Source organism: Marinomonas sp. GJ51-14, assembly GCF_055808695.1.
In genome coordinates this window covers 934374-953932 of sequence record NZ_CM147879.1, presented here as the reverse complement: position 1 = coordinate 953932, position 19559 = coordinate 934374, and the positions used below count along the sequence as shown (strand labels likewise).

Below are 19559 nucleotides of genomic sequence, written 5' to 3'. Positions count from 1 at the left end.
CAATCAGATCTGGAAGTTATGCTTTAAGGGTTGTGGTCCAAATAATCGCTCAGCTGATCGATTTCTAAGGGTTTGGAGAAGTAATAACCCTGTAAGAAGTGCACACCGATATCATTGAGCTTATTAACTTGTTCAAGAGTTTCAACACCTTCAGCAACGACTTGATAACCCATAGGTTGTGATATTTGCATGACCGCATGGACAATGTTTGAACCACTGTCGTTGATCTTATCAATAAAGCTCTTGTCTATTTTGACAATATCAACTCCCAGATCTTGCATGCTTGCAAGGGATGAATAACCTGTTCCAAAATCGTCAATGGATATTTTGATATTCATTTCTTGGAGTGCTTTTATTTGAGCCATTAATGTTGATTTATCAGCGGCAAAAACAGACTCTGTAATTTCTATATGTAATAGGCTTGGTTCAAATTTCAAACGGGTAAGGAGGGTTCTAATGTGTGTAACAAAGTCCTTATCTTGGAGCTGAATAATTGAAACATTGATACTAATCGTTAAAGATCTACCACTTTTAGATAAGGACATAATTTGTTGACAGGCTTTTTCTACTACCCATAAACCTATACTTTTTATCATGCCGTATTGTTCTGCAACTGGAATAAATTCGATAGGCGAGATTTCTTCACCATCAAGCCGCCACCTTAATAAGGCTTCGATGCATGCAAGATTCCCTGTAGCACTCTTTATAATGGGCTGAAAAACCAATCGTAACTCGTTCTTTTGGATTGCTGTCGATAGACGATCACTAAGTAACCGTTCTCGAATAATTTGTAAGCGTAGGGACTCATTAAAGTAACCTACTTTACCTTTTTCCAAACGTTTTTGCTGATACATGGCCATATCAGCGCTTTGAATAAGCGTATCATGATGACTGCCGTGTTCTGGGTATAGAGCGACCCCAATGGTTGCACCTACATGAGTCTTTGATTGGGTAATAGAATGAGGAAGACTAATGGTTTGAATCAGCTGTTGGGAAAAATGATCAATATCTTCAAGGTTTTTAAATCTATAAGTTACTAAAAATTCGTCACCACCCCACCGACAAATAGGCATAGTGCCTTGAGATAATAAAGCAATACGTGACGCAGTTTCTCTGACTACAGTATCACCAACTTCATGACCTAAACTGTCATTGATTTGTTTAAAACCATCAAGATCAATGAATAATAAGGCGAAAGGTGTTGAAGTGTTTTCATCGACAGTTTGGTTTAGCTCTTTTAGAAAAGCTGTACGGTTGAGCAAACCAGTTAAGCGGTCAATGTTAGAAAGTCGATAAATTTCTTGAGTACGATGTTCTACTTTTTTCTCCATATTCTGTAGGAGTTGTGCATTTTGATTCTTTAAATGAATTGCTTTGTAGGTAAAAGCAGAAAATTTTACAGCAGATAATGACATGACAATTGAATAAGCCAATCCCATGATACCAATTAGATGATGGTAAGGATCCTCAGATAATAGCAACAAAATAGAGTAAGGCCCTGACATAACGAGAACACAAGCCACGACAGTAAATCTATGGGCAGACCACATATTCGCAACGCCAGAGGCGATACCACATATAATAATGACGGTAGTTGCTAGTTCAGCGGAATCTGTAAATGGGAAAAAATACAGTGGGTAAGCGCCCCAAATACCAGCAATTAAAAGAGAAAAACATGAGAAGCGCCATAGATCTTTTTCAGATGAAATATATTTCTGGGCGTTTTTTTCCGGTAATAGGCTATATCTAATAAACGTAATGATAGCCCTGCCATCATGATTAGCCACCAAATGATCTTACTATAATAGTATTCTTGATCTTCAGTGTTAAAGCTAAAAACAAACGCACTACTAACAAATGCTGAAACAATGGAACTTGTAATGACATTGGCATACAAGAGGCGTAAAGCTTCTTGTAACTCATCCCGTTTTACGTCTTCATCCTGCTGCATATTCTTCCCTCGTAACGGGCCATTTTATGAGTGTTAATTCAACGTTAGCCGCTTAATTCCATGCTTATCTAATGATTTTAATGCAACATAGTTTCATAGTCATGAAATTACATAAATTTATGCTTAAATAAAAAGAGTAGTGGGTTAGTTTCTCTTTTACTTCTTAGATATTTTGAATGGAAATATTGAAACTAATTAACAGAAATTTCTGTTTTGTAACGTTAAAAAATAGAATGTTTCTAACGAAGTGTAGAAGAAATAAGGTTTATTTGAGTAGTTATTTTTAATACTTATCGGATAAGAGCATACTATGTAACATTCAGCGCGATGGCCTTCTTCTGCCATCCCAAAAAGTCCCATTAAATAACGTAAGGAAGCTCTGTTGCATAACACCTTTAGATCTTTATCTAATCCAAATTATCGTCTTTGGTTTGGTGGCGCTGCGGTATCAAATATCGGTGCTTGGTTGCAGCGTACAGCACAAGACTGGATTGTTATTTCAGAGCTCTCAGATCAGAACGCATCAGCGGTTGGTCTTGTGGTATTCCTACAATTTGCCCCACAAATTCTGTTGTTGCCTATTACTGGTTGGACGGCGGATCGAGTTGATCGCCGCAAGTTGCTTTTTATTACCCAATGTCTAATGGCAACTTTAGCATTGATACTTGGTTTATTGGTTTTAAGCGATCAGGTTGTTTTGTGGCAAGTGTGTGCCTGTGCTTTGGCTCTAGGGTGTGTTGCGGCTTTTGATGCACCAGCTCGTCATGCGTTTGTTTCTGATGTTGTTAGTGAAAAAGAGTTGTCTAATGCGGTTGGTTTGAATTCGGTCGCCTTTAATAGTGCGCGCTTGATTGGTCCTGCAACGGCAGGATTACTCATTGCCTTGATTGGAACTGGTTGGGTGTTTATGGTCAACGCTTTATCTTTTATCCCAATGCTTATTGCTTTGCATCGCTTGAAGACACGTCTGCCGAAAGTGGTTATAGACACAAGTAAAGCCAAGCCAGATATGGCGAAGTTTCTTGATGGCTTTCGTTATATTTGGCAGCACAGGGAGATGGCGGTTATTTTAGTTATGTCGTTTCTGATTTGCAGTTTAGGAATGAATTTTTCTGTGTATCTTTCTGCAATGACGGTGCATGTCTTTGAAGGTCATGCCGATCAATATGGCTTTTTAGTATCTATGATGGCAATTGGCTCCATTTCTGGGGCTATGGTAACGGCAAGTCGTCAGTCTTCACCTTCGTTTCGATCTATGATTTACGTTGCTGTACTGTTTTCTTTGAGTTGTTTACTGGTGTCTATTAGTTCGTCGTTTTGGACCTTTGCCATCTTGCTTATTCTTTTGGGATTGAGTTTGCAGTTGTTTACCACCTCAACGGTATCTTATATGCAGGTTGCAACGGAAAAACCATATCGGGGGCGAGTAATGGCAGTTGTGTTGGCGACCGCGCTAGGTAGTACAGCATTGGGGGCGCCTTTGGTCGGCTGGGTTGCGGATACTTTTGGTGCGCGTTGGTCGATTGGGATGGGAAGTGTGTCGGGGCTGTTTGCAGCGTTATTAGGCTTTTGGTTTCTGCGTAAACAAGAGAAAGCCTCGCTAAAAATAAAGATATGAAATTATAAGAGTAATTAATGTACTACAAAGTAGTAATTTATTTTTTAGGTTATAGGAAAGGAAGATAGATATAAGGCTGATAATCACGATATATAAAGGCAGGCTGGATTCAAAATGACCTGCTTTTATATAATAAATCATGACTAATATGGTCAGCGCAATGGTTCTCATCCATGAGAGCGCGGTGCGTTCATATTGAGTTTCTCGTTCACTATTCATTATTTTATTATGAATAATGATGCTAATAGCGCAGAGCTAAACAAAGCGAGTACTATGTTTGCTAGGCCATATTTCAGATCTCGACCATGACGCATATTTATTTCATTCCCTCTCCATCGTAAGTACCCATTCACAATACAAAAAGCACTTATTATGATGAATGCATAAAACAGAATAATAAGTTGCGATTCAAGCTGTAAATACGTAATCATTTGATCAATTGCGATAGCTGCGACAAAAAAACCAAGTCCTGTTCTAATCCAAGCTAAAAAGGTTCTCTCATTGGCAAGGGAAAACCGATAATCCGGTGTTTCCCCTTCTTCATACCACTTACTCATAATCTACTATGCTCTTGGCTACAGAAAAATTTCTGAGATTTGTGGAATGAAAGCAATAAGCAACGCGGCGATCAACATGCCACCTAGCGTTGGTAAAGCGCCAATGAATACATTTTGTACGGATGTTTTGCTGATTTGGTTGGCAATAAAGAGGTTGCCACCTAACGGCGGTGTAACAAAGCCTAACCCTAGGCAAACAATCAAAATAATACCGAAGTGATACTGGCTAATGCCATACTGACTGAGCATTGGGTACAACAAAGGTGTTAATACAATAATGGACGCTAAGGTGTCCATGAAACAGCCTACGAACAGCAATAACGCAATGACTAATAAGATCGTCATAACTTTGCCATCGACAAACGAAGACATGGAGTGAGTGATTAATTCAGGAATCTGTTGAGAAGATAACAATTTGCCTAATACCACGGCAAAAGGAATCAGGAACATAGCGACAACAGACATAATTGCCGATTGTGAAAAAACACTAAACACATTATTTAGTTTGATTTCTTTGTGGACAAAAGCCCCAATAATAAAGGCATAAAGCGATGCTACCGCAGCCGATTCTGTCGGAGTAAATGCACCGGAATAAATGCCTCCTAGAATGATGACTGGAGTTAATATGGCCCACTTAGCTTTAGATGTTGCTTTAAGTCGCGTTTTCCATGTTCCTGCTTCTCGAGTTCCACCCCAGTTGTTTCTTTTGGAAACCCAGTAAGCTGGAATAGCAATACCCAGAGCCAAAATTAAACCAGGAAGTAACCCGCTTAAAAACATCGATGACACCGATGTACCTGGTTGAGCTAGCGCGTATATAATCATCGGATTTGAAGGTGGAACCAATATCGCAATAACACCAGAACAGGCCGTTAACCCTGCTGCAAACCCTTTGCTGTAGCCTTGTTTAATCATGGCTGGAATCGTAATGGTTCCGATGGCAGCTACTGTCGCTGGTGCAGAGCCAGAAAGACCACCAAATAATAAAGACGCAAATATAGTAACGATTGCCAATCCGCCGGGTAAATGTCCAACAAACTCATCTGCAAGATCTAATATCCGTTGTGCTACCCCTCCTGTTGCCATCAAGGTACCAGCCAAGATGAACATAGGAATAGCTAATAATGGAAAACTGTCGAGTGATTGATAAGCGTCCAATGCTAACTCGATGGTATCGAACCCTAGACTATAAAAGGCCACAAACAGTGTACAACCTAATGCAATAGCAACAGGAACTTGAAAAATAATGAACAGAAAAAAAGAGCAAACAGTGAGTGTCACTTCAAGATTAGACATTGATTGGCTCCTGATGATCTGTTGCGTGACGAGTTTTCAACAGAATATAAATGCGTTGTAAAAGTCGAACGATAGTAAGCACGAAGATACCCGGTAAAGAACCGAGAAGCAGCCAATAAGGAATGCCTAAACCTTCGGTAGTTGAACCCAGCATGTGATGGAATTCAGCAGCACGATAGGCTGCTAATGCAAAGAAGATGCTAAAGATAATGAATATTATGTGTGAGATAAGTTCAATAACAACACGTTTCGATTGCCAAGCTTTGGTTGTTGGAATGAGATCGATAATAACGTGTTTGTTGGATTTCACCGCCCAAGGTACACCGAGAAATATCAGCATTATCATCAGTGTTCTGGCAATTTCATCTGTGTACGCAGAAGGAGAATTGAGAAAGTAACGGTTAAACACTTCAATATTAAGAGAAATCGCAATGTAGCCCAACATAAGGCTGCATAGAAATTCTTCGAAATACCTATCCATTATTTTTATTAGCTTTAGCATATTAAAATCTACTGTAAAAAGGGGCAGGAAAAGTATCCTGCCCTATGTTTTTAGATATTGTCCAATGTGCTTTTTAGCGTTTCAAAGAAATGTTTCTCATCGCTATTGAAGTCTTTAGTGGCAATTTTAGTGGTTGGCGCTTGAATGATTGCAGTGAATGCATCTTGTTCCGCTGACGTAGGTGTAATTACATTAACACCTTGCTCTTTGAATTTCTCAAGTGCGTTAGTTAACTCTATTTCAAAGAAAGCCGCATTTTGTTTAACTGCATCGTCTGCCGCTTTTTGTACCTTCATCTGCAAGTCTTTTGGTAGTTTGTTCCAAGTACGTGCGTTGACTGTCATGAAAGAGCCGTGAGGTTGGAAATTGAGCAAATTCATATTGCCAGCCACTTCATGTAAACCAAAAGCAACAGCAGTGGCAGGAGGAATGGCTAAACCATCAACGGTTCCTGTTTGAAGTGCTGTATAGACTTCAGAAATACCTAACGTTGTAGCACCTGAGCCTAGCTCAGTGATCATGCTACGTTCGACTTCACTTGGCGTTACACGAATTTTCAAACCTTGCATATCTGCTGGTGTTTGTACTTTTTTACCCGTGGTTAAAATGCCGCGAAACTCAAAGGGCATAACATAAAGCAAGCGTAGATTTTTCTTCGCCATAAGTGATTGAAGTTCATCAACCGCTTCCCCACCTAACGTGCCATATGGATAGAACAACTTATTGCTCGTCTCAATACTTTTGATAATGTAAGGAACATCGAATGATTTAAAAGCATGAACGACAGAGCCTAGATTTGCTCCTGAAGACTGAGCTCCTTGAACAGTAGAGCCAAGCTGAGCTTTCTGCAGTAACTGAGTGTCGTTACCTAACGCACCACCAAAGCTGGCGTTAATGTTTACTTGATCGTCTGTGTATTGTTTAACTAATGACTGGAAGCTTGATAGGGTTTTCCCCCAAGGTGAAGCAACAGGTGTAGTAGATGCCATTGTTAGGTTGTAGTCCGCCGCAGATGCCATGGCAGTTGAACCAACTAATAACCCAGTAGAAATCGCTTTAACTAAAAATTTAAGTTTCATGGTTTGTCCTTTTATTTTTTTAATAGACGTTTTAAAGGAGGGGCTAAAAGCGCCCCTTAATTTATTGTGACGCTAGAGTTTTATTTATATCGTGTCTTGGGATGTCACCAATCTCGAGCATTTTTTTGTCGAGAATAAGGGTCATATCACGGACAATATCTTGATATTTGGGATCGTTATAACAATTAAACAGTTCAAGAGGGTCTTCATCGCAATCAAACAATTCCCACTCTTGTTCTTCACCACCAGGTTGTGTACCCGGTAGGTCAAAGCCTTCGTTGTACCAAAAAATTAATTTATAACGTTTGTTACGGACACCGTAATGGGCGTAAGCGTTGTGATGTTCATCGCTGTGCATCCAATATCTATGGTAAGCCACGTCTTGCCAGTCTTCAGGTGTGTTTTCTTCTAAGACAGGTTTAACGCTCGTGCCCTGCATGTAGCTCGGTATTGGTAAATTTGCGTAGTCTAAGAAAGTCGGTGCAAAATCAACGTTTGATATAATGTCATTAGAAATCGTGTTTGGTTTAATCCCTTCTGGATAACGGATTAGAAATGGCATTTGGAAAGATTCTTCATACATGAAGCGCTTATCGAACCAGCCATGCTCACCTAAAAAGAACCCTTGATCTGATGTGTAGATAACAATGGTGTTTTCTGCTTGGCCTGTTTCGTCTAGGTAATCAAGTAACTCACCTACGCTTTCGTCAATTGACGCAATGGTACGGACGTAGCGTTTAATGTAACGTTGGTATTTAAACTGAGCTAGTTCGTCTTGAGTTTTGAAAGTGAAGACCTCACCGTTGTCTTTATCGATCAGTTTGAAAGTACTTAAGTCTTCAGGTACCGGAATTTTACGGACGAGTGAATTGGCAACCGCAAGTTCACCCACTTCTGAACCTCCTTCTGGTTGCACAAGTCCAAGGTCGAAATACGTGATATCACCATGCACTCGCATTTTTGCTGCTTGAGCCGCTTTTGCACGATTTTTGTAGTCATCCGAAAAAGAATCTGGGACTTTTATGTCGTCAGTATAAGAATTACGGTATTTAGGATGAGGTTCCCAAGAACGATGAGGCGCTTTGTGGTGACACATTAAAAAGAAAGGCTTGTCGCTGTCTGTTTCTTTTAGCCAATCAATAGACTTCTTAGTAATAACTTCTGTCGCATAGCCTGGGACTTGAATATGTTTTCCCATTTCAATCAGTTCTGGATCAAAATACTCACCTTGTCCTGGTAATACAGACCAGAAATCGAAGCCAGATGGTTCGTGTTCAGAACCTTCGCCTAAATGCCATTTGCCAATCATAGCGGTTTGATAACCACCGGTTTGTAGGTGTTTTGCTACATTAGGGATGTGCTTATTAATTTTGCTTTCTAATGTCATCACGCCATTTACATGATTATAAGTTCCGCAAAGGATACTGGCGCGGCTTGGCGTACAGATTGAATTGGTAACGTAGCAATGATTGAAGCGCATACCTTCTGTTGCTAATCGGTCAATGTTCGGTGTTTTATTGATCCCATGTCCATAGCAACTGATTGCTTTAGAAGCATGATCATCAGCCATGATAAAGAGAATGTTGGGTTGTTTTTTCATTTTTATCTACTCGCTGTGAAGAAAAGCGGTGAGTTTCTGAACCGCCTGATTGATGATTTTTTTATTTTTTTCAATATGAGCGTCAATGTCGTGAACCGAAATAGCCGCTTCTGCAATACAAAGCAGATGAATGAATTTGCCTTGTTTGTCATAAATGGCTTTCGAGAAACGTCGTATCCCACGGACATTGCCTTCGATGTCATATAAAACATCGGTTAAACAGGTGTTTTGTAATTGCTCTTTTAAGTAGCTTCTAGATACGCTTTTACGTAAAGGGCCTGCTTCGAAAAATGCATTCACATCAAATTGTTCTCGTACCTTGTTCCAACCCATTGCAGCTAAACTGAGTCGTGATGGCGCGTCTAGCTCATATAATGGACGTCTAAAGCCTGTGTGTGCTTTAAGGCGAAAGGCGACATTCTTCGATTCTTTTTTTGATAGCCAATAAAGCTGACTATTTTCGATAAATATCGCTTCACATGACTGTTCTGACAGATCTGAGATGTCCTCTAATACCTGTTCAAGAAGACTTAGATAGCCTTCAGATAAACTCATTTTCTTTTGTAAGTAAAAATTACGAACAAAAGATTTATCTTTTAATCGGCGTAAATAACCTTCTTTTTCAAGCGTATTAACTATGCGAGAAACAGTCGCCACAGGAATCTCACACTTTCTTGAAATGCTTGCCAAGGTTTCTGCTTTATCATTTACGGCAAAAAGCTCAATGACTTTTATTGTTTTTCTTACTGGTTCTGATGTCATATTGATCTCCGTCTTAAGATACTAGGAAAGAGCCACTTCAAAGTGAAGCCATATATGGGAATTAACTTATCATATATGGTTTTATATTTATAAATATTTGATTAATAAGGAATTATTAATTTTATTTGTCGTAATAATAAGAGCTAAAAGAAAGGTGAGGTAAGTTATGGGGCGTTTTTTTGCTTGCTCGGCACCCTAGTTTAGTTGGTGTAGTCTAGATTACTGAAACAGTTTGTTGTTTTGAATCGCTCTCTTTTGAATGACTCTAAAAATAATGGTATCGAAACGCTTGGCTTTAAGTTTTAGCGGATAAACTCGTAGGTATTTTAATTGTGTTTGTATCTGCTGTGTCCGAAACCGGTTTGGCGACGACATTAGGTGCATCTTTATAGAGGGTTGGTTCGCATGTACTTTCGGAGCACATTGATCGATTGATATGGGGGAGTGGTATGTCGATGGAGTGATTAGGGTTTTGGTTTATGCGTAAGCAAGGTCGTGTAAAACGGGTCTGAATAATAGGGGCTCGTGTAATAGCCCTCCGAGTAAGTAACTGAATACAGTGATCTTACTCGGGCTTTTTGTAGGGCTTTAAGTGCCAGACAAAGCTATGTTTTATAACGCTGTCATGAAGGTTCCTTCTGGGGTTACTGGAAGGTATTTTTTGTAGAAGTCTTTATAAGCGGCCTCAGGGTTTAAATCGCTGAACAGTTCTGGATAAAGCGCTTTGGCGTAGAATTGCACCATAGCACCATCTAAAATTGTTCGGCATGCGCCATGATAGGCTGCGAACAGGTGATCATTTTTCACTGCAGATAAGCTTGACCAACCAACGCGTTGTTTGAAGCCTGCTAGGCGAGATTGTGCGACGCTTCCTTTAACGCCTTGCCCCATCAACATAGCATCATCACCATTACCTGTTTCATAGCCTGTAATTACGATAACTTGAGGGTCAGACGCAAGAATTTGCTCAGGGTTGAGTTTCCCCCACCATTCAACATAAGGTGCTGAAATATTATCTCCGCCTGCCATAGTCGCAATGGCGCCCCACATATTTTTACCAAAGGTGTAGCCGATCTCATTTACACCTGCTGCGCCAAATTCGGTATAGATTCTTGGTTTAGGCAAGTTGGCTTTGGCTAAACGCTCAGTAATCATTGTCATATTTTTAGTGTAGTCATCGGCTATTTTAGTGGCGCGTTCTTGTTGGCCAGTAATTACGCCAATGATTTGTGTGCTTTTGACGTGGCGAGCTAAAGTCTGTGCGTTGTAATCCACTACTATGACTGGAATACCCGCTTGTTCGAGGCGATCTACATCCGCTCCTAGTCCTTTGAATTGCCAGTCTGCCAACATAATAAGATCTGGGTTTAGGCTGATGACTTTTTCAACTGAAAAGGTTTTAGTATCAACACGCCCAATGCCTGGAATATCTGCCAAAGAAGGGCGATGTTGGGTGTACATTTCCCAGTTGGCAGAGCGTGCTTGCCAAATGTATTTCGACATGCCAACCACCTTGTCATACGCCGCCTCCGTACCTATGGCCATGTAATCTTCAGGGTAAAAGCCCACAATGACTCGTTGTGCTGGTGCGTTAAAGGTGACTTTTCGGTCAAGAACATCGGTCAGTGTCGTTGTTTGCGCAAAGCTAAATGACGCAAACATCAGTGCGACCAAGCTAACAATTTTGTGAATCATGAGAAGAGTTCCTGGTTAATTCGTGCCTTTAGCAGGCACGATGAATAGAAATGGTAATGAAAAGCTTGTATGAATGTTACATTCAACTACAATGAGTATGCAAACCATTCTCATTAATTTTTGGTTTGTTTTTAGATTTTTATTACAAAAGGCTTTGTTATGAAAAAAAGCATATTCGCTGCTCCAATGGGCGTTTTGTGTTGCGTTATGAATACTATTTATTTTAAACAATACTTTTCAGTGGCTTCACCAAGCACATTCACCATAAAGATGACCGATTAATGATTAATTCTACTCTCGTCACCGAAGCTGTTAATGCCCAGCGCCATTATGAAAAACGCCGCTGGTTTGTGATTAGTTGCCTCATGTTGGTGCTTTTACTCTCTTTTGTATTCGACATAGCCACCGGCCCTTCTATGTTAGGCATTGCGGATGTTGCCAATGCGTTAGCCAACATGTTGGGGTTGCCTGTGGACGTCTCGCGTACCACTCAAGTTATTGTGACCAATCTGCGTTTGCCGATTGCCTTAATGGCAGTGATTGTTGGAGGCTCTTTAGGTGTGGGTGGGGCAGAAATGCAGACCTTATTGAATAACCCCATGGCCAGTCCATACACATTAGGCATGGCCGCTGCAGCAGGCTTTGGTGCCGCTTTGATGTTGTACTTAGGTTCACTCGGTATGAACGCGCAAATCGCAGTGCCGATTGGCGCTTTCGTGTGTTGTATGTTGTCGGCCAGCTTATTGTTTGGCCTCGCCATGATGCGTCATATTACCTCTGGTCAGCTGATTCTCGCGGGCATCGCTCTACTATTTTTATTCCAATCTTTGCTGTCTCTTGTGCAGTTTGTATCGTCGCCGGAATTAAGCCAACAGATTCTGTTTTGGTTGTTTGGTAGCTTAACCAAGGCAACCTGGTCAAATGTGGGGATCACCGCCGGTGTCACGCTGCTGTGTGTGCTGGTGTTGATGAAAGACGCATGGAAACTTACGGCGTTACGTTTAGGTGAAGAGCGCGCGAAAAGCCTGGGTGTTAACGTCACTCGACTGCGTCTGAAAACCTTAATTATTGTGGCGATTATGACGGCAACGGCGACCAGTTTTGTGGGCATTATTGGTTTTATCGGTATTGTTGCTCCTAATATTGCTCGGATGTTGGTGGGTGAAGATCAACGTTATTTTTTACCTTTATCTTTTCTGGTAGGTGCCTTTTTATTGTCCAGTGCATCGGTCTTATCTAAAGCGATTGTCCCCGGTTCTTTGTTTCCCATCGGTATTGTGACTGCGATCATTGGTGTGCCGTTTTTCTTTTGGTTAATTATCGGGAAGAAGCGCTAATTATGTTAGAAGTGAATAATTTACACCTAGCGTTTGATGAGCTTGTGCTTGCAGACGACATCAGCTTCCGTCTCGATTCAGGGCAAACACACGTCATTATTGGTCCCAATGGCACGGGTAAAAGCACCCTGTTGAAAACCCTGTTTGGTGATTTTCAGCCGCAACAAGGGGATGTTCGTTTTGAGGGGGAACTATTGAACCGTAAGCATCTAGGGGAATGGCGTCAGCGCTTTGGCTACATGCCTCAAGACATTCGTTTAGACGTTGGACTAAGTGTGTTGGAAGTGGTCTTGCTCGGTCAGTTAGACGCTTTATCTCTCAAATTGGGTAATCGCTTATTGGAAGCAGCCTTGCACGCATTGGATCAAATTGGCCTACTGCATTTAGCGAATCGAGACGTTAGAACGCTCAGTGGCGGCCAGTGTCAAATGGTGTTGTTTGCTCAAGCCTTGATGCGTCAGCCTAAAATATTGATGTTGGATGAACCAGTCAGTGCGCTAGATTTACATTTTCAGCAAGTGTTGTTGGATCATTTAGATAAAAACACCAAACAGCATGGCTGGGTGTCGATTATGATTTTGCACGATTTGAACTTAGCCGCTCAATACGCCGATAACTTATTGGTATTAAAGGAGGGTAAGTTAGTCGCTCAAGGCGCACCAAAAGACATACTTACACCAGAGCTTGTGCATGAGGTTTATGGTGTGACGGCAGAGATCATGGTGGACAGTGCCGGTGTACCATTTGTTCGTACTCAACGCCGTGGATCTCACGCATCATTTACATGATTATTAACAGGCTCGGACCGTTAGATCCTTTATTATGAAGCTACATCATTTTCTGGCCGATTGGCGTCAGTTATCCGTGGCAAGCCGTGTCTTAGTCATTAATGGCTTCAGCTTTAATCTTGGCTTTTATATGCTGCTGCCGTATCTCGCGGATCATCTACAGCGAGTATTGGGGTTAACCCCATGGTACGTTGGTTTGGTGATTGGTCTACGGGTTTTGAGTCAGCAAGGATTGTTTCTGATCGGTGGTACGCTTGGAGATTACCTTGGTTATAAACGGTTGATTCTGCTCGGGTGCTTAGTTCGAGTCGTTGGTTTTGTGTTATTAGGGGTCGCGCAAAGCTTGCCTTTGCTTTTGCTCGGGGCTTTTTTTACTGGGTTTGCTGGGGCTTTATTTACACCTTCCAGTAATGCTTATTTAGCGTATGAAGCACCGGATCAGGTTCGCCGTGATCGTATTTTTGCCATGCAAAACTGGACCAGTGAAGCGGGTATGTTACTCGGTCCGCTAGTAGGTATTTCGCTGGTGGCGGTGAGCTTTATGTGGGTTGGCTTGAGCGCCGCTTTGCTGTTCTTCGGTTTGTTTCTTATCCAATGGCGTTTTTTACCTGCGCTGGCTGGTCAGTCTAGACCTTCATCTGCTCAGCAAGGCGTTTGGCAACAATGGAAAAGCATGTTGCTGAACCCTCCCTTCATGAGATTTATTCTCTTTGCTTGTGCCTTTCATTTGTTTTTTCATCAACTGTACTTATCGTTACCGAGTGAAGTCGAAGCTCGCGGACTCGGTTCGTATGTGATTACGTGGGTTTTTATGACCACATCTATTCTTGGTATTACGCTGCAAATGCCGATTAGTCGATGGGTGACGCAATCGTTCGGCAGAGCTAAAGCTATGGGGCTAGGATTGGCATTAATGGGTGCTTCTTTCTTATGTTTTCTTATCTCGTTTGATGAACTCCCTTGGTTAAACTTCATCGTTTATGGCGTGATGTTTAGCGTGGGTTCCATGCTGGTGCTGCCATTGCTTGGCTCTTTTATACCGCGCTTTTGCGATAAATCCGAATTAGGCCGTTATTACGGCTTATATTCCTGTATCGGTGGCATTGCTGCGTTTGGTGGTAACTTTGGCATTGGTTGGTTGCTGTCGATCGAGAGTATAGATCGTCAGTGGATTTGGGTTTGTTTGGCTATGATCGGGATCTGTGCGGGGGTAGGCTTGTATCGTCAAGTTCGCTTTAAGCTTTGAAAGTGAAAACTTCACTGTCGTCTTCATCGATCAATTTGAAGGTGCTTAGGTCTTCAGGTACTGGAATATTGCGAAAGAGCTATTCCAAGGTGAAGATATCTGTATGAGTCTGATTAGCATATATAGTTTTGTTGACTATAATTAATTGATTAACAATGAATTATTTATTGAATAAGTGAGAATGTAAGAAGAATCAAATACATTATGTGTTTTTTTGCTTGCTTGGCACTCTAATCAAATTGCCGTAGTCTAGATTATTGAAATAGTTTGTTGTTTTGAGTAGCTCTCTTTTGAATAACTCTAAAAATAATGGATGGAGAATCTTATGTCGCAACACTTAGTCTTAAGTTTTATCGGAGAAGATCGTCCTGGTATTGTTGAGCGTTTATCCGATACGGTTTCTCGTCATCATGGTAATTGGTTAGAAAGCCGTATGGCGCATTTGGCCGATAAATTTGCAGGCATTCTGACTTTGTCTGTTCCTTTAGAACATCAAGACGCCTTAATCAAAGCTCTACGTAACTTTGAAAAACTTGGTCTTAATGTGACTGTAGAAAATGCGGTTCAAACTGTCACTCAAGGCTCAACCTTGTCTTTATCCGTTGTTGGAAATGACCGCGCAGGGATAGTAAAAGAAGTCTCTCAAGTTCTGCATTCTTTAATGGTGAACGTGAAAGAATTGAAAACATTTTGCGAGCCGGCTCCGATGAGCTCCGATATGTTGTTTAAAACAGAAATGATCCTGGTCGTTCCAGACAACCTCCCACTGTCGGAATTAGAGATCGCACTGGAAGGTATCAGCAGTGACCTTATGATCGAGTTATCGGTAAGTCAATTCGCTTAAGGCCATTTCATGAAACAAAACATTGTCCACATCGCATTGGTCGTTAAAGATTACGACGACGCCATTGAGTTTTACGTTAATAAATTAAAATTTGATTTGGTGGAAGACACCTATCAACCGGAACAAGACAAACGTTGGGTTGTTGTTGCTCCGCCGAATTCAACAGGCGCATCGATTTTGTTGGCTCGGGCTTCAAAGCCTGAACAACATGATTTCATTGGCAATCAAGCTGGTGGACGAGTGTTTCTTTTTCTCAATACGGATGACTTCTGGCGAGATTACAACAGGATGAAATCCATCGGTATCACGTTTGTACGCGAGCCAAAGGAACAAGACTACGGATGGGTTGCGGTATTTGAAGACTTATATGGAAACCTTTGGGACTTGCTGCAACTTAATTCTGACCATCCAATGGCGAAACGCATCGGCGGCTAAATGACTTAGTTAAGAGGAAAATGAAGAATTTTTTAGTGAAGATGAAAAACCACAGCAAAAATAAGGGTATAATGCCCGCAAATTTTCTCCATCTGTATCAAAGGTATTGATAACTATGAGTCTTCCTAATTGCCCAAAATGTAACTCAGAATACGTTTACGAAGATCAAACTATGTTGATCTGTCCAGAGTGTGCTCACGAATGGAATCCAAATGAAGAAGTCGTAGACGAAGATGTACTTATCATCAAAGATATGAGCGGTAAGTTACTAGAAGCAGGCGATAAAGTAACATTAGCGAAAGACCTAAAAGTGAAAGGTTCTTCTCAAGTATTAAAAATCGGCACCAAAGCAACGATCAAACGCCTTGTTGATGGCGATCACGATATCGATTGTAAAGTGGATGGCGCTGGCGACATGATGTTGAAATCTCAGTTCGTGAAAAAAGCCTCTGCTTAAACTAAAAAGCAGAGAAGAATGCTCTTCTCTGCTTTTTAAACACATAATTATCAAATGACAATAACGACGCCCTAAAGCTAATTAAGGTATGTTACGCCTCATACTATACCTAATGCTTTTTTACGTTGACCTGACCAAGTTTGGATCAAGTGATCGACCGCTAAGCCAATAAAAGCAACGCATAAACCAAGGATAATACCTTGTCCCATCCCATTAGATCTCGACAAAGATTGCATGATCAGTTGACCTAAATCGTCGGTACCAATAAAGGCGCCAATAATGACCATAAATAAAGAGAATATAATGGTTTGATTAATACCCAACATTATATGTGGAAATGCTAAAGGTAGTTCGATGTGCAATAAACGTTGCGTAGAATTAACACCAGACATGGAGGCGGCTTCTTGTAAGGATTGAGGTACGTTTCTCAAGCCTTCTACTGTGTAGCGTGTAGCAGGAATAATGGCGTATACGATCACCGCGATAAGTACAGACAAATCACTTACACCAAATAACATGATGACTGGAATTAAGTAGACGAAAGAGGGAAAGGTTTGAAGAGTGTCACAAACCAGTAATATCACCCTAGTAGCTCGAGTGTTTCGTGAACATAAAACGCCAACAGTACAGCCAATAATAACAGCCGCCACAGTGGAAAAGGTAACCATGTAAGCGGTAATTAATGCACGATCCCACCAAGGCGTTAAAGCGATAAAGCCAATAAAGCCAGCCACAATAATAGCAGAACGAAGGCCACCAACCAGGTAGCCAATACCCGCGACTAAAAATAAAGTAGCCGCCACTGGCATGGCTAAATACGCCTCTTTCATAGGTACCAAGATTGAGGTAATCATAAAGACATTAAAACTTTGTACGCTTTGGTAAGTGTTAGTGATTATCCAGTCAACGATAGAGTCCCAAAAATGCTTAGTTGTGAGTCCTTGCGTATCACTAATAAAATAAAGGTAGTTTGGTTTATCAGGGAAAAATAGGCTGACAGCGTAAGCGATAGTAGAAGTAACGATTAAAATACCTAAGAAAGCTAATGAGTATTTATGATGCAGGTAGAAGGGTAAATCCGCAAAGTAATCGGCTTGTTTGTTCGCCCAAGCAAGGGAAAGTTTATCCAAAACAATCGCGATTAATACGATAGATATACCAAGTTCAAGCGCCTCTCCGATATTCAGTCTGTTTAGTGATACCAGTAAATCGTAGCCCAAACCTTTTGTACCAATAAAAGATGCGATAACAGCCATGGCCAAACATTGCATGATGACTTGGTTAACACCGATCAAAATATCATGTCGAGCGGTAGGGATAAGCACTTTAAACATGAGCTGACGAGGGTTGCAACCACTCATCAGGCCTGCTTCTAATACTGCTGGAGAGACTTTTTTAAGACCTAAAATAGTCAGTCTAATCATTGGCGGTGTGGCAAAAATAACCGTCGATATGGCGCCCGCATGGTCGCCAATACCAAAGAACACGACTACAGGAATTAGGTACGAAAAGTGAGGCATAGATTGAGCGACATTTAACAGTGGCGTTAATATCATTTCGAAAGCTTTGCTCTTATAAGCAAAGACTCCCATCATCAACCCTAGGCAAACAGATAACGGCACGGCGACTAATACAAAAGATAGAGTTTGCATGGCCGGTGTCCATTGCCCAAATACAGCAATATAAATAATGCTGCCACCCGCTAATATAGACAGTTTTCGGCCGCCCAAAAAGTGACCCATTAAAAATGCACCTGACGCTACGGCGGTCCAAGGTAATGCTGGAACCCGAGCCCATGGGTGTTCACTAATAAAGTCCCAGCTGGTGAAGGTTACAATTGTTTTAACACCACCTAAAAGCAGCTCTCGAATGAGATTGATAAAAAATAGAACTACACCAGATAGGCTACGAGTAAACTCTTTGATCATGGTAGATTCTTCAGTGAGATCTAATTCAACATCGTACGTTTCCACTAGCCAAAAATCATTGATGAGATATTTCAGAAAGTTGTTCAGGGTGTCGGGCAAAAGCCAGAAAATATTCTCTTGAAAACGCCATAGATTACCACCGGATACTGGGCTGATGGCCATGACAAGAACAAAGAATATTACCAGCAAAGCAAAAAACTGCACCCATTTATGGTGTATGAAATAATGCATTAGGCTTGGCTCTCTGCGTTGTTATTGACGGGCAGGTTACTTGTCTCACCAAACATAATTTGTATTATCATTTTGCTGTTTACAATGCCCACAATGTCGCCTTGTTCATTAAGGACAGCGACTGGCTTTTGTTCGCTTAATACACGTTCTGCGACTGTGTCGATAATGGCATTTTTAGAAACGGTGATATCACTCAGGTCGGTGTTGATGTCATATTTTTCCATAATGGTTTGACAAGAGAGGACACGTTCGCGTCTTACACTGCGCGTAAATTTAGCAATGTATTCGGTTGCTGGGTTAAGAACGATGTTCGCAGGAGTATCAATTTGCTCTATTACACCGTCTTTCATAATGGCGATGCGATCAGCAAGGCGAAGGGCTTCATCAAAGTCGTGGGTAACGAATAATATAGTCTTATGCAGTGCGTTCTGTAAGCGAAGGAATTCATCTTGCATTTCCTTACGAATCAGAGGGTCTAGGGCTGAAAACGGTTCATCAAGAAACCACATTTCAGGCTCTACGGCGAGTGAGCGAGCGATACCAACACGTTGTTGTTGGCCGCCAGAGAGCTGACGTGGAAAGGTGTTTTCATAACCCGTTAGCTCTACTAAATTGACCATGTCCATCGCTCGCGCCATGCTGTTTTTAGTGCTAATACCCTTTACTTGTAATGGTAAGGCGATGTTTTCTAATACGGTTTTATGGGGTAAAAGAGCGAAACTTTGAAACACCATGCCCATTTTGTTACGACGAACATTAATGAGTTCTTTTTCATTCATGCCAAGTAGATCTTCGCCATCAATAAAAATATTGCCAGCCGTGGTTTCAATTAAGCGTGAAATACAGCGTAAAAGAGTCGACTTCCCTGAGCCGGATAAGCCCATAATAACGAGCATTTCACCTTTATGAACGTCGAAAGACGCGTTATTAACACCAATGACGCATCCTGCCTCGAGTAATGATTCAGTATCTACTTCTCCGTCCGTTTTTTTCAAAACTTTCTCAGCGTTTTCACCAAAAATTTTATAGACAGATTCGCATTTAATAACGGGCTGGATAGGTGTGGACATAATTAAGTCTCTGTAAAAATAAGGTGCTGCAACGAATTTTTGTTGGCACGGTATTAATGGAGTTGTCGGACTGGCAGGCGCAATATAATTTTGCGTGATTGTTTTTCTACTCTTACTTGTCGCGGACAAAAAATTAATAAGTAGAGACCTTGGCGGAACGCCA

The 19559-nt window shown here is 41.2% G+C and carries 18 protein-coding genes; 7 read left to right on the top strand and 11 right to left on the bottom strand.

What is annotated here, in order from left to right:
• Positions 1–23 precede the first annotated feature (23 nt).
• Positions 24–1550 carry a putative bifunctional diguanylate cyclase/phosphodiesterase gene (locus tag AC0L3Y_RS04705; protein WP_473469394.1) on the bottom strand — a complete coding sequence of 509 codons (1527 nt, stop codon included), beginning with the start codon at positions 1548–1550 and terminating at the stop codon, positions 24–26.
• 110 nt (positions 1551–1660) lie between these two features.
• Positions 1661–1951 carry a hypothetical protein gene (locus tag AC0L3Y_RS04700; RefSeq protein WP_473469391.1) on the bottom strand — a complete coding sequence of 97 codons (291 nt, stop codon included), beginning with the start codon at positions 1949–1951 and terminating at the stop codon, positions 1661–1663.
• A 382-nt stretch (positions 1952–2333) separates the two neighbouring features.
• On the opposite strand from AC0L3Y_RS04700, the gene AC0L3Y_RS04695 reads away from it, so the two are divergent.
• On the top strand, positions 2334–3569 hold the full coding sequence (locus AC0L3Y_RS04695; RefSeq protein ID WP_473469389.1) for an MFS transporter: 1236 nt from the start codon (positions 2334–2336) through the stop codon (positions 3567–3569).
• A 218-nt stretch (positions 3570–3787) separates the two neighbouring features.
• On the opposite strand, the gene AC0L3Y_RS04690 is transcribed toward AC0L3Y_RS04695, so the two are convergent.
• From AC0L3Y_RS04690 to AC0L3Y_RS04660, 7 genes are all read right to left on the bottom strand, one after another.
• The gene (locus AC0L3Y_RS04690) at positions 3788–4126 is read right to left on the bottom strand and encodes a YidH family protein (RefSeq protein ID WP_473469387.1); all 339 of its coding nucleotides are present in this window, start codon (positions 4124–4126) and stop codon (positions 3788–3790) included.
• Between the two features lie 18 nt (positions 4127–4144).
• Positions 4145–5422, bottom strand: coding sequence for a TRAP transporter large permease (locus tag AC0L3Y_RS04685; RefSeq protein WP_473469384.1), 1278 nt, complete (start codon positions 5420–5422; stop codon positions 4145–4147).
• Positions 5415–5924 (bottom strand): TRAP transporter small permease, encoded by a 510-nt coding sequence (locus AC0L3Y_RS04680; protein WP_473469381.1) that lies wholly within the window; start codon positions 5922–5924, stop codon positions 5415–5417. The genes AC0L3Y_RS04685 and AC0L3Y_RS04680 overlap by 8 nt, the downstream gene beginning before the upstream one ends.
• Positions 5925–5974: 50 nt before the next feature.
• Positions 5975–7003, bottom strand: coding sequence for a TRAP transporter substrate-binding protein (locus AC0L3Y_RS04675; RefSeq protein ID WP_473469379.1), 1029 nt, complete (start codon positions 7001–7003; stop codon positions 5975–5977).
• 61 nt (positions 7004–7064) lie between these two features.
• Entirely contained in the window at positions 7065–8603 is a 1539-nt protein-coding gene (locus tag AC0L3Y_RS04670; protein ID WP_473469376.1) for a sulfatase family protein, read from the bottom strand.
• Between the two features lie 6 nt (positions 8604–8609).
• Positions 8610–9365, bottom strand: a complete 756-nt coding sequence (locus AC0L3Y_RS04665; RefSeq protein WP_473469373.1) for a helix-turn-helix domain-containing protein — start codon at positions 9363–9365, stop codon at positions 8610–8612.
• 612 nt (positions 9366–9977) lie between these two features.
• Positions 9978–11060, bottom strand: coding sequence for an ABC transporter substrate-binding protein (locus AC0L3Y_RS04660; protein WP_473469370.1), 1083 nt, complete (start codon positions 11058–11060; stop codon positions 9978–9980).
• 281 nt (positions 11061–11341) lie between these two features.
• Here AC0L3Y_RS04660 and AC0L3Y_RS04655 point away from each other — a divergent pair, with 281 nt between their 5' ends.
• The 6 genes from AC0L3Y_RS04655 to AC0L3Y_RS04630 all read left to right on the top strand — a co-directional run bounded on the left by AC0L3Y_RS04655 (position 11342) and on the right by AC0L3Y_RS04630 (position 16167).
• The gene (locus tag AC0L3Y_RS04655; RefSeq protein WP_473469367.1) at positions 11342–12397 is read left to right on the top strand and encodes a FecCD family ABC transporter permease; all 1056 of its coding nucleotides are present in this window, start codon (positions 11342–11344) and stop codon (positions 12395–12397) included.
• Between the two features lie 2 nt (positions 12398–12399).
• Entirely contained in the window at positions 12400–13185 is a 786-nt protein-coding gene (locus AC0L3Y_RS04650) for an ABC transporter ATP-binding protein (protein WP_473469364.1), read from the top strand.
• A gap of 34 nt (positions 13186–13219) precedes the next feature.
• On the top strand, positions 13220–14431 hold the full coding sequence (locus AC0L3Y_RS04645) for an MDR family MFS transporter (RefSeq protein ID WP_473469361.1): 1212 nt from the start codon (positions 13220–13222) through the stop codon (positions 14429–14431).
• Positions 14432–14756: 325 nt separating this feature from the next.
• Positions 14757–15275 carry a glycine cleavage system transcriptional repressor gene (locus tag AC0L3Y_RS04640; protein WP_473469358.1) on the top strand — a complete coding sequence of 173 codons (519 nt, stop codon included), beginning with the start codon at positions 14757–14759 and terminating at the stop codon, positions 15273–15275.
• Positions 15276–15284: 9 nt separating this feature from the next.
• Entirely contained in the window at positions 15285–15710 is a 426-nt protein-coding gene (locus tag AC0L3Y_RS04635) for a VOC family protein (protein ID WP_473469355.1), read from the top strand.
• Positions 15711–15825: 115 nt separating this feature from the next.
• Complete coding sequence (locus AC0L3Y_RS04630; protein ID WP_473469352.1) at positions 15826–16167, top strand: zinc ribbon domain-containing protein YjdM; 342 nt, start codon at positions 15826–15828, stop codon at positions 16165–16167.
• A 98-nt stretch (positions 16168–16265) separates the two neighbouring features.
• On the opposite strand, the gene AC0L3Y_RS04625 is transcribed toward AC0L3Y_RS04630, so the two are convergent.
• Positions 16266–18326 carry an ABC transporter permease gene (locus tag AC0L3Y_RS04625; protein WP_473469351.1) on the bottom strand — a complete coding sequence of 687 codons (2061 nt, stop codon included), beginning with the start codon at positions 18324–18326 and terminating at the stop codon, positions 16266–16268.
• A complete protein-coding gene (locus AC0L3Y_RS04620) occupies positions 18326–19396 on the bottom strand; it encodes a quaternary amine ABC transporter ATP-binding protein (RefSeq protein WP_473469349.1) in 1071 nt (356 codons plus the stop codon). The genes AC0L3Y_RS04625 and AC0L3Y_RS04620 overlap by 1 nt, the downstream gene beginning before the upstream one ends.
• Positions 19397–19559 lie beyond the last annotated feature (163 nt).

Coding starts and splice junctions, on each gene's coding strand:
- AC0L3Y_RS04630 (WP_473469352.1), top strand. CDS start 15,826: ATGAGTCTTCCTAATTGCCCAAAATGTAACTCAGAATACGTTTACGAA.
- AC0L3Y_RS04705 (WP_473469394.1), bottom strand. CDS start 1,550: ATGTGGTCTGCCCATAGATTTACTGTCGTGGCTTGTGTTCTCGTTATG.
- AC0L3Y_RS04670 (WP_473469376.1), bottom strand. CDS start 8,603: ATGAAAAAACAACCCAACATTCTCTTTATCATGGCTGATGATCATGCT.
- AC0L3Y_RS04620 (WP_473469349.1), bottom strand. CDS start 19,396: ATGTCCACACCTATCCAGCCCGTTATTAAATGCGAATCTGTCTATAAA.
- AC0L3Y_RS04660 (WP_473469370.1), bottom strand. CDS start 11,060: ATGATTCACAAAATTGTTAGCTTGGTCGCACTGATGTTTGCGTCATTT.
- AC0L3Y_RS04645 (WP_473469361.1), top strand. CDS start 13,220: ATGAAGCTACATCATTTTCTGGCCGATTGGCGTCAGTTATCCGTGGCA.
- AC0L3Y_RS04680 (WP_473469381.1), bottom strand. CDS start 5,924: ATGCTAAAGCTAATAAAAATAATGGATAGGTATTTCGAAGAATTTCTA.
- AC0L3Y_RS04665 (WP_473469373.1), bottom strand. CDS start 9,365: ATGACATCAGAACCAGTAAGAAAAACAATAAAAGTCATTGAGCTTTTT.
- AC0L3Y_RS04640 (WP_473469358.1), top strand. CDS start 14,757: ATGTCGCAACACTTAGTCTTAAGTTTTATCGGAGAAGATCGTCCTGGT.
- AC0L3Y_RS04635 (WP_473469355.1), top strand. CDS start 15,285: ATGAAACAAAACATTGTCCACATCGCATTGGTCGTTAAAGATTACGAC.
- AC0L3Y_RS04650 (WP_473469364.1), top strand. CDS start 12,400: ATGTTAGAAGTGAATAATTTACACCTAGCGTTTGATGAGCTTGTGCTT.
- AC0L3Y_RS04685 (WP_473469384.1), bottom strand. CDS start 5,422: ATGTCTAATCTTGAAGTGACACTCACTGTTTGCTCTTTTTTTCTGTTC.
- AC0L3Y_RS04625 (WP_473469351.1), bottom strand. CDS start 18,326: ATGCATTATTTCATACACCATAAATGGGTGCAGTTTTTTGCTTTGCTG.
- AC0L3Y_RS04655 (WP_473469367.1), top strand. CDS start 11,342: ATGATTAATTCTACTCTCGTCACCGAAGCTGTTAATGCCCAGCGCCAT.
- AC0L3Y_RS04690 (WP_473469387.1), bottom strand. CDS start 4,126: ATGAGTAAGTGGTATGAAGAAGGGGAAACACCGGATTATCGGTTTTCC.
- AC0L3Y_RS04675 (WP_473469379.1), bottom strand. CDS start 7,003: ATGAAACTTAAATTTTTAGTTAAAGCGATTTCTACTGGGTTATTAGTT.
- AC0L3Y_RS04700 (WP_473469391.1), bottom strand. CDS start 1,951: ATGCAGCAGGATGAAGACGTAAAACGGGATGAGTTACAAGAAGCTTTA.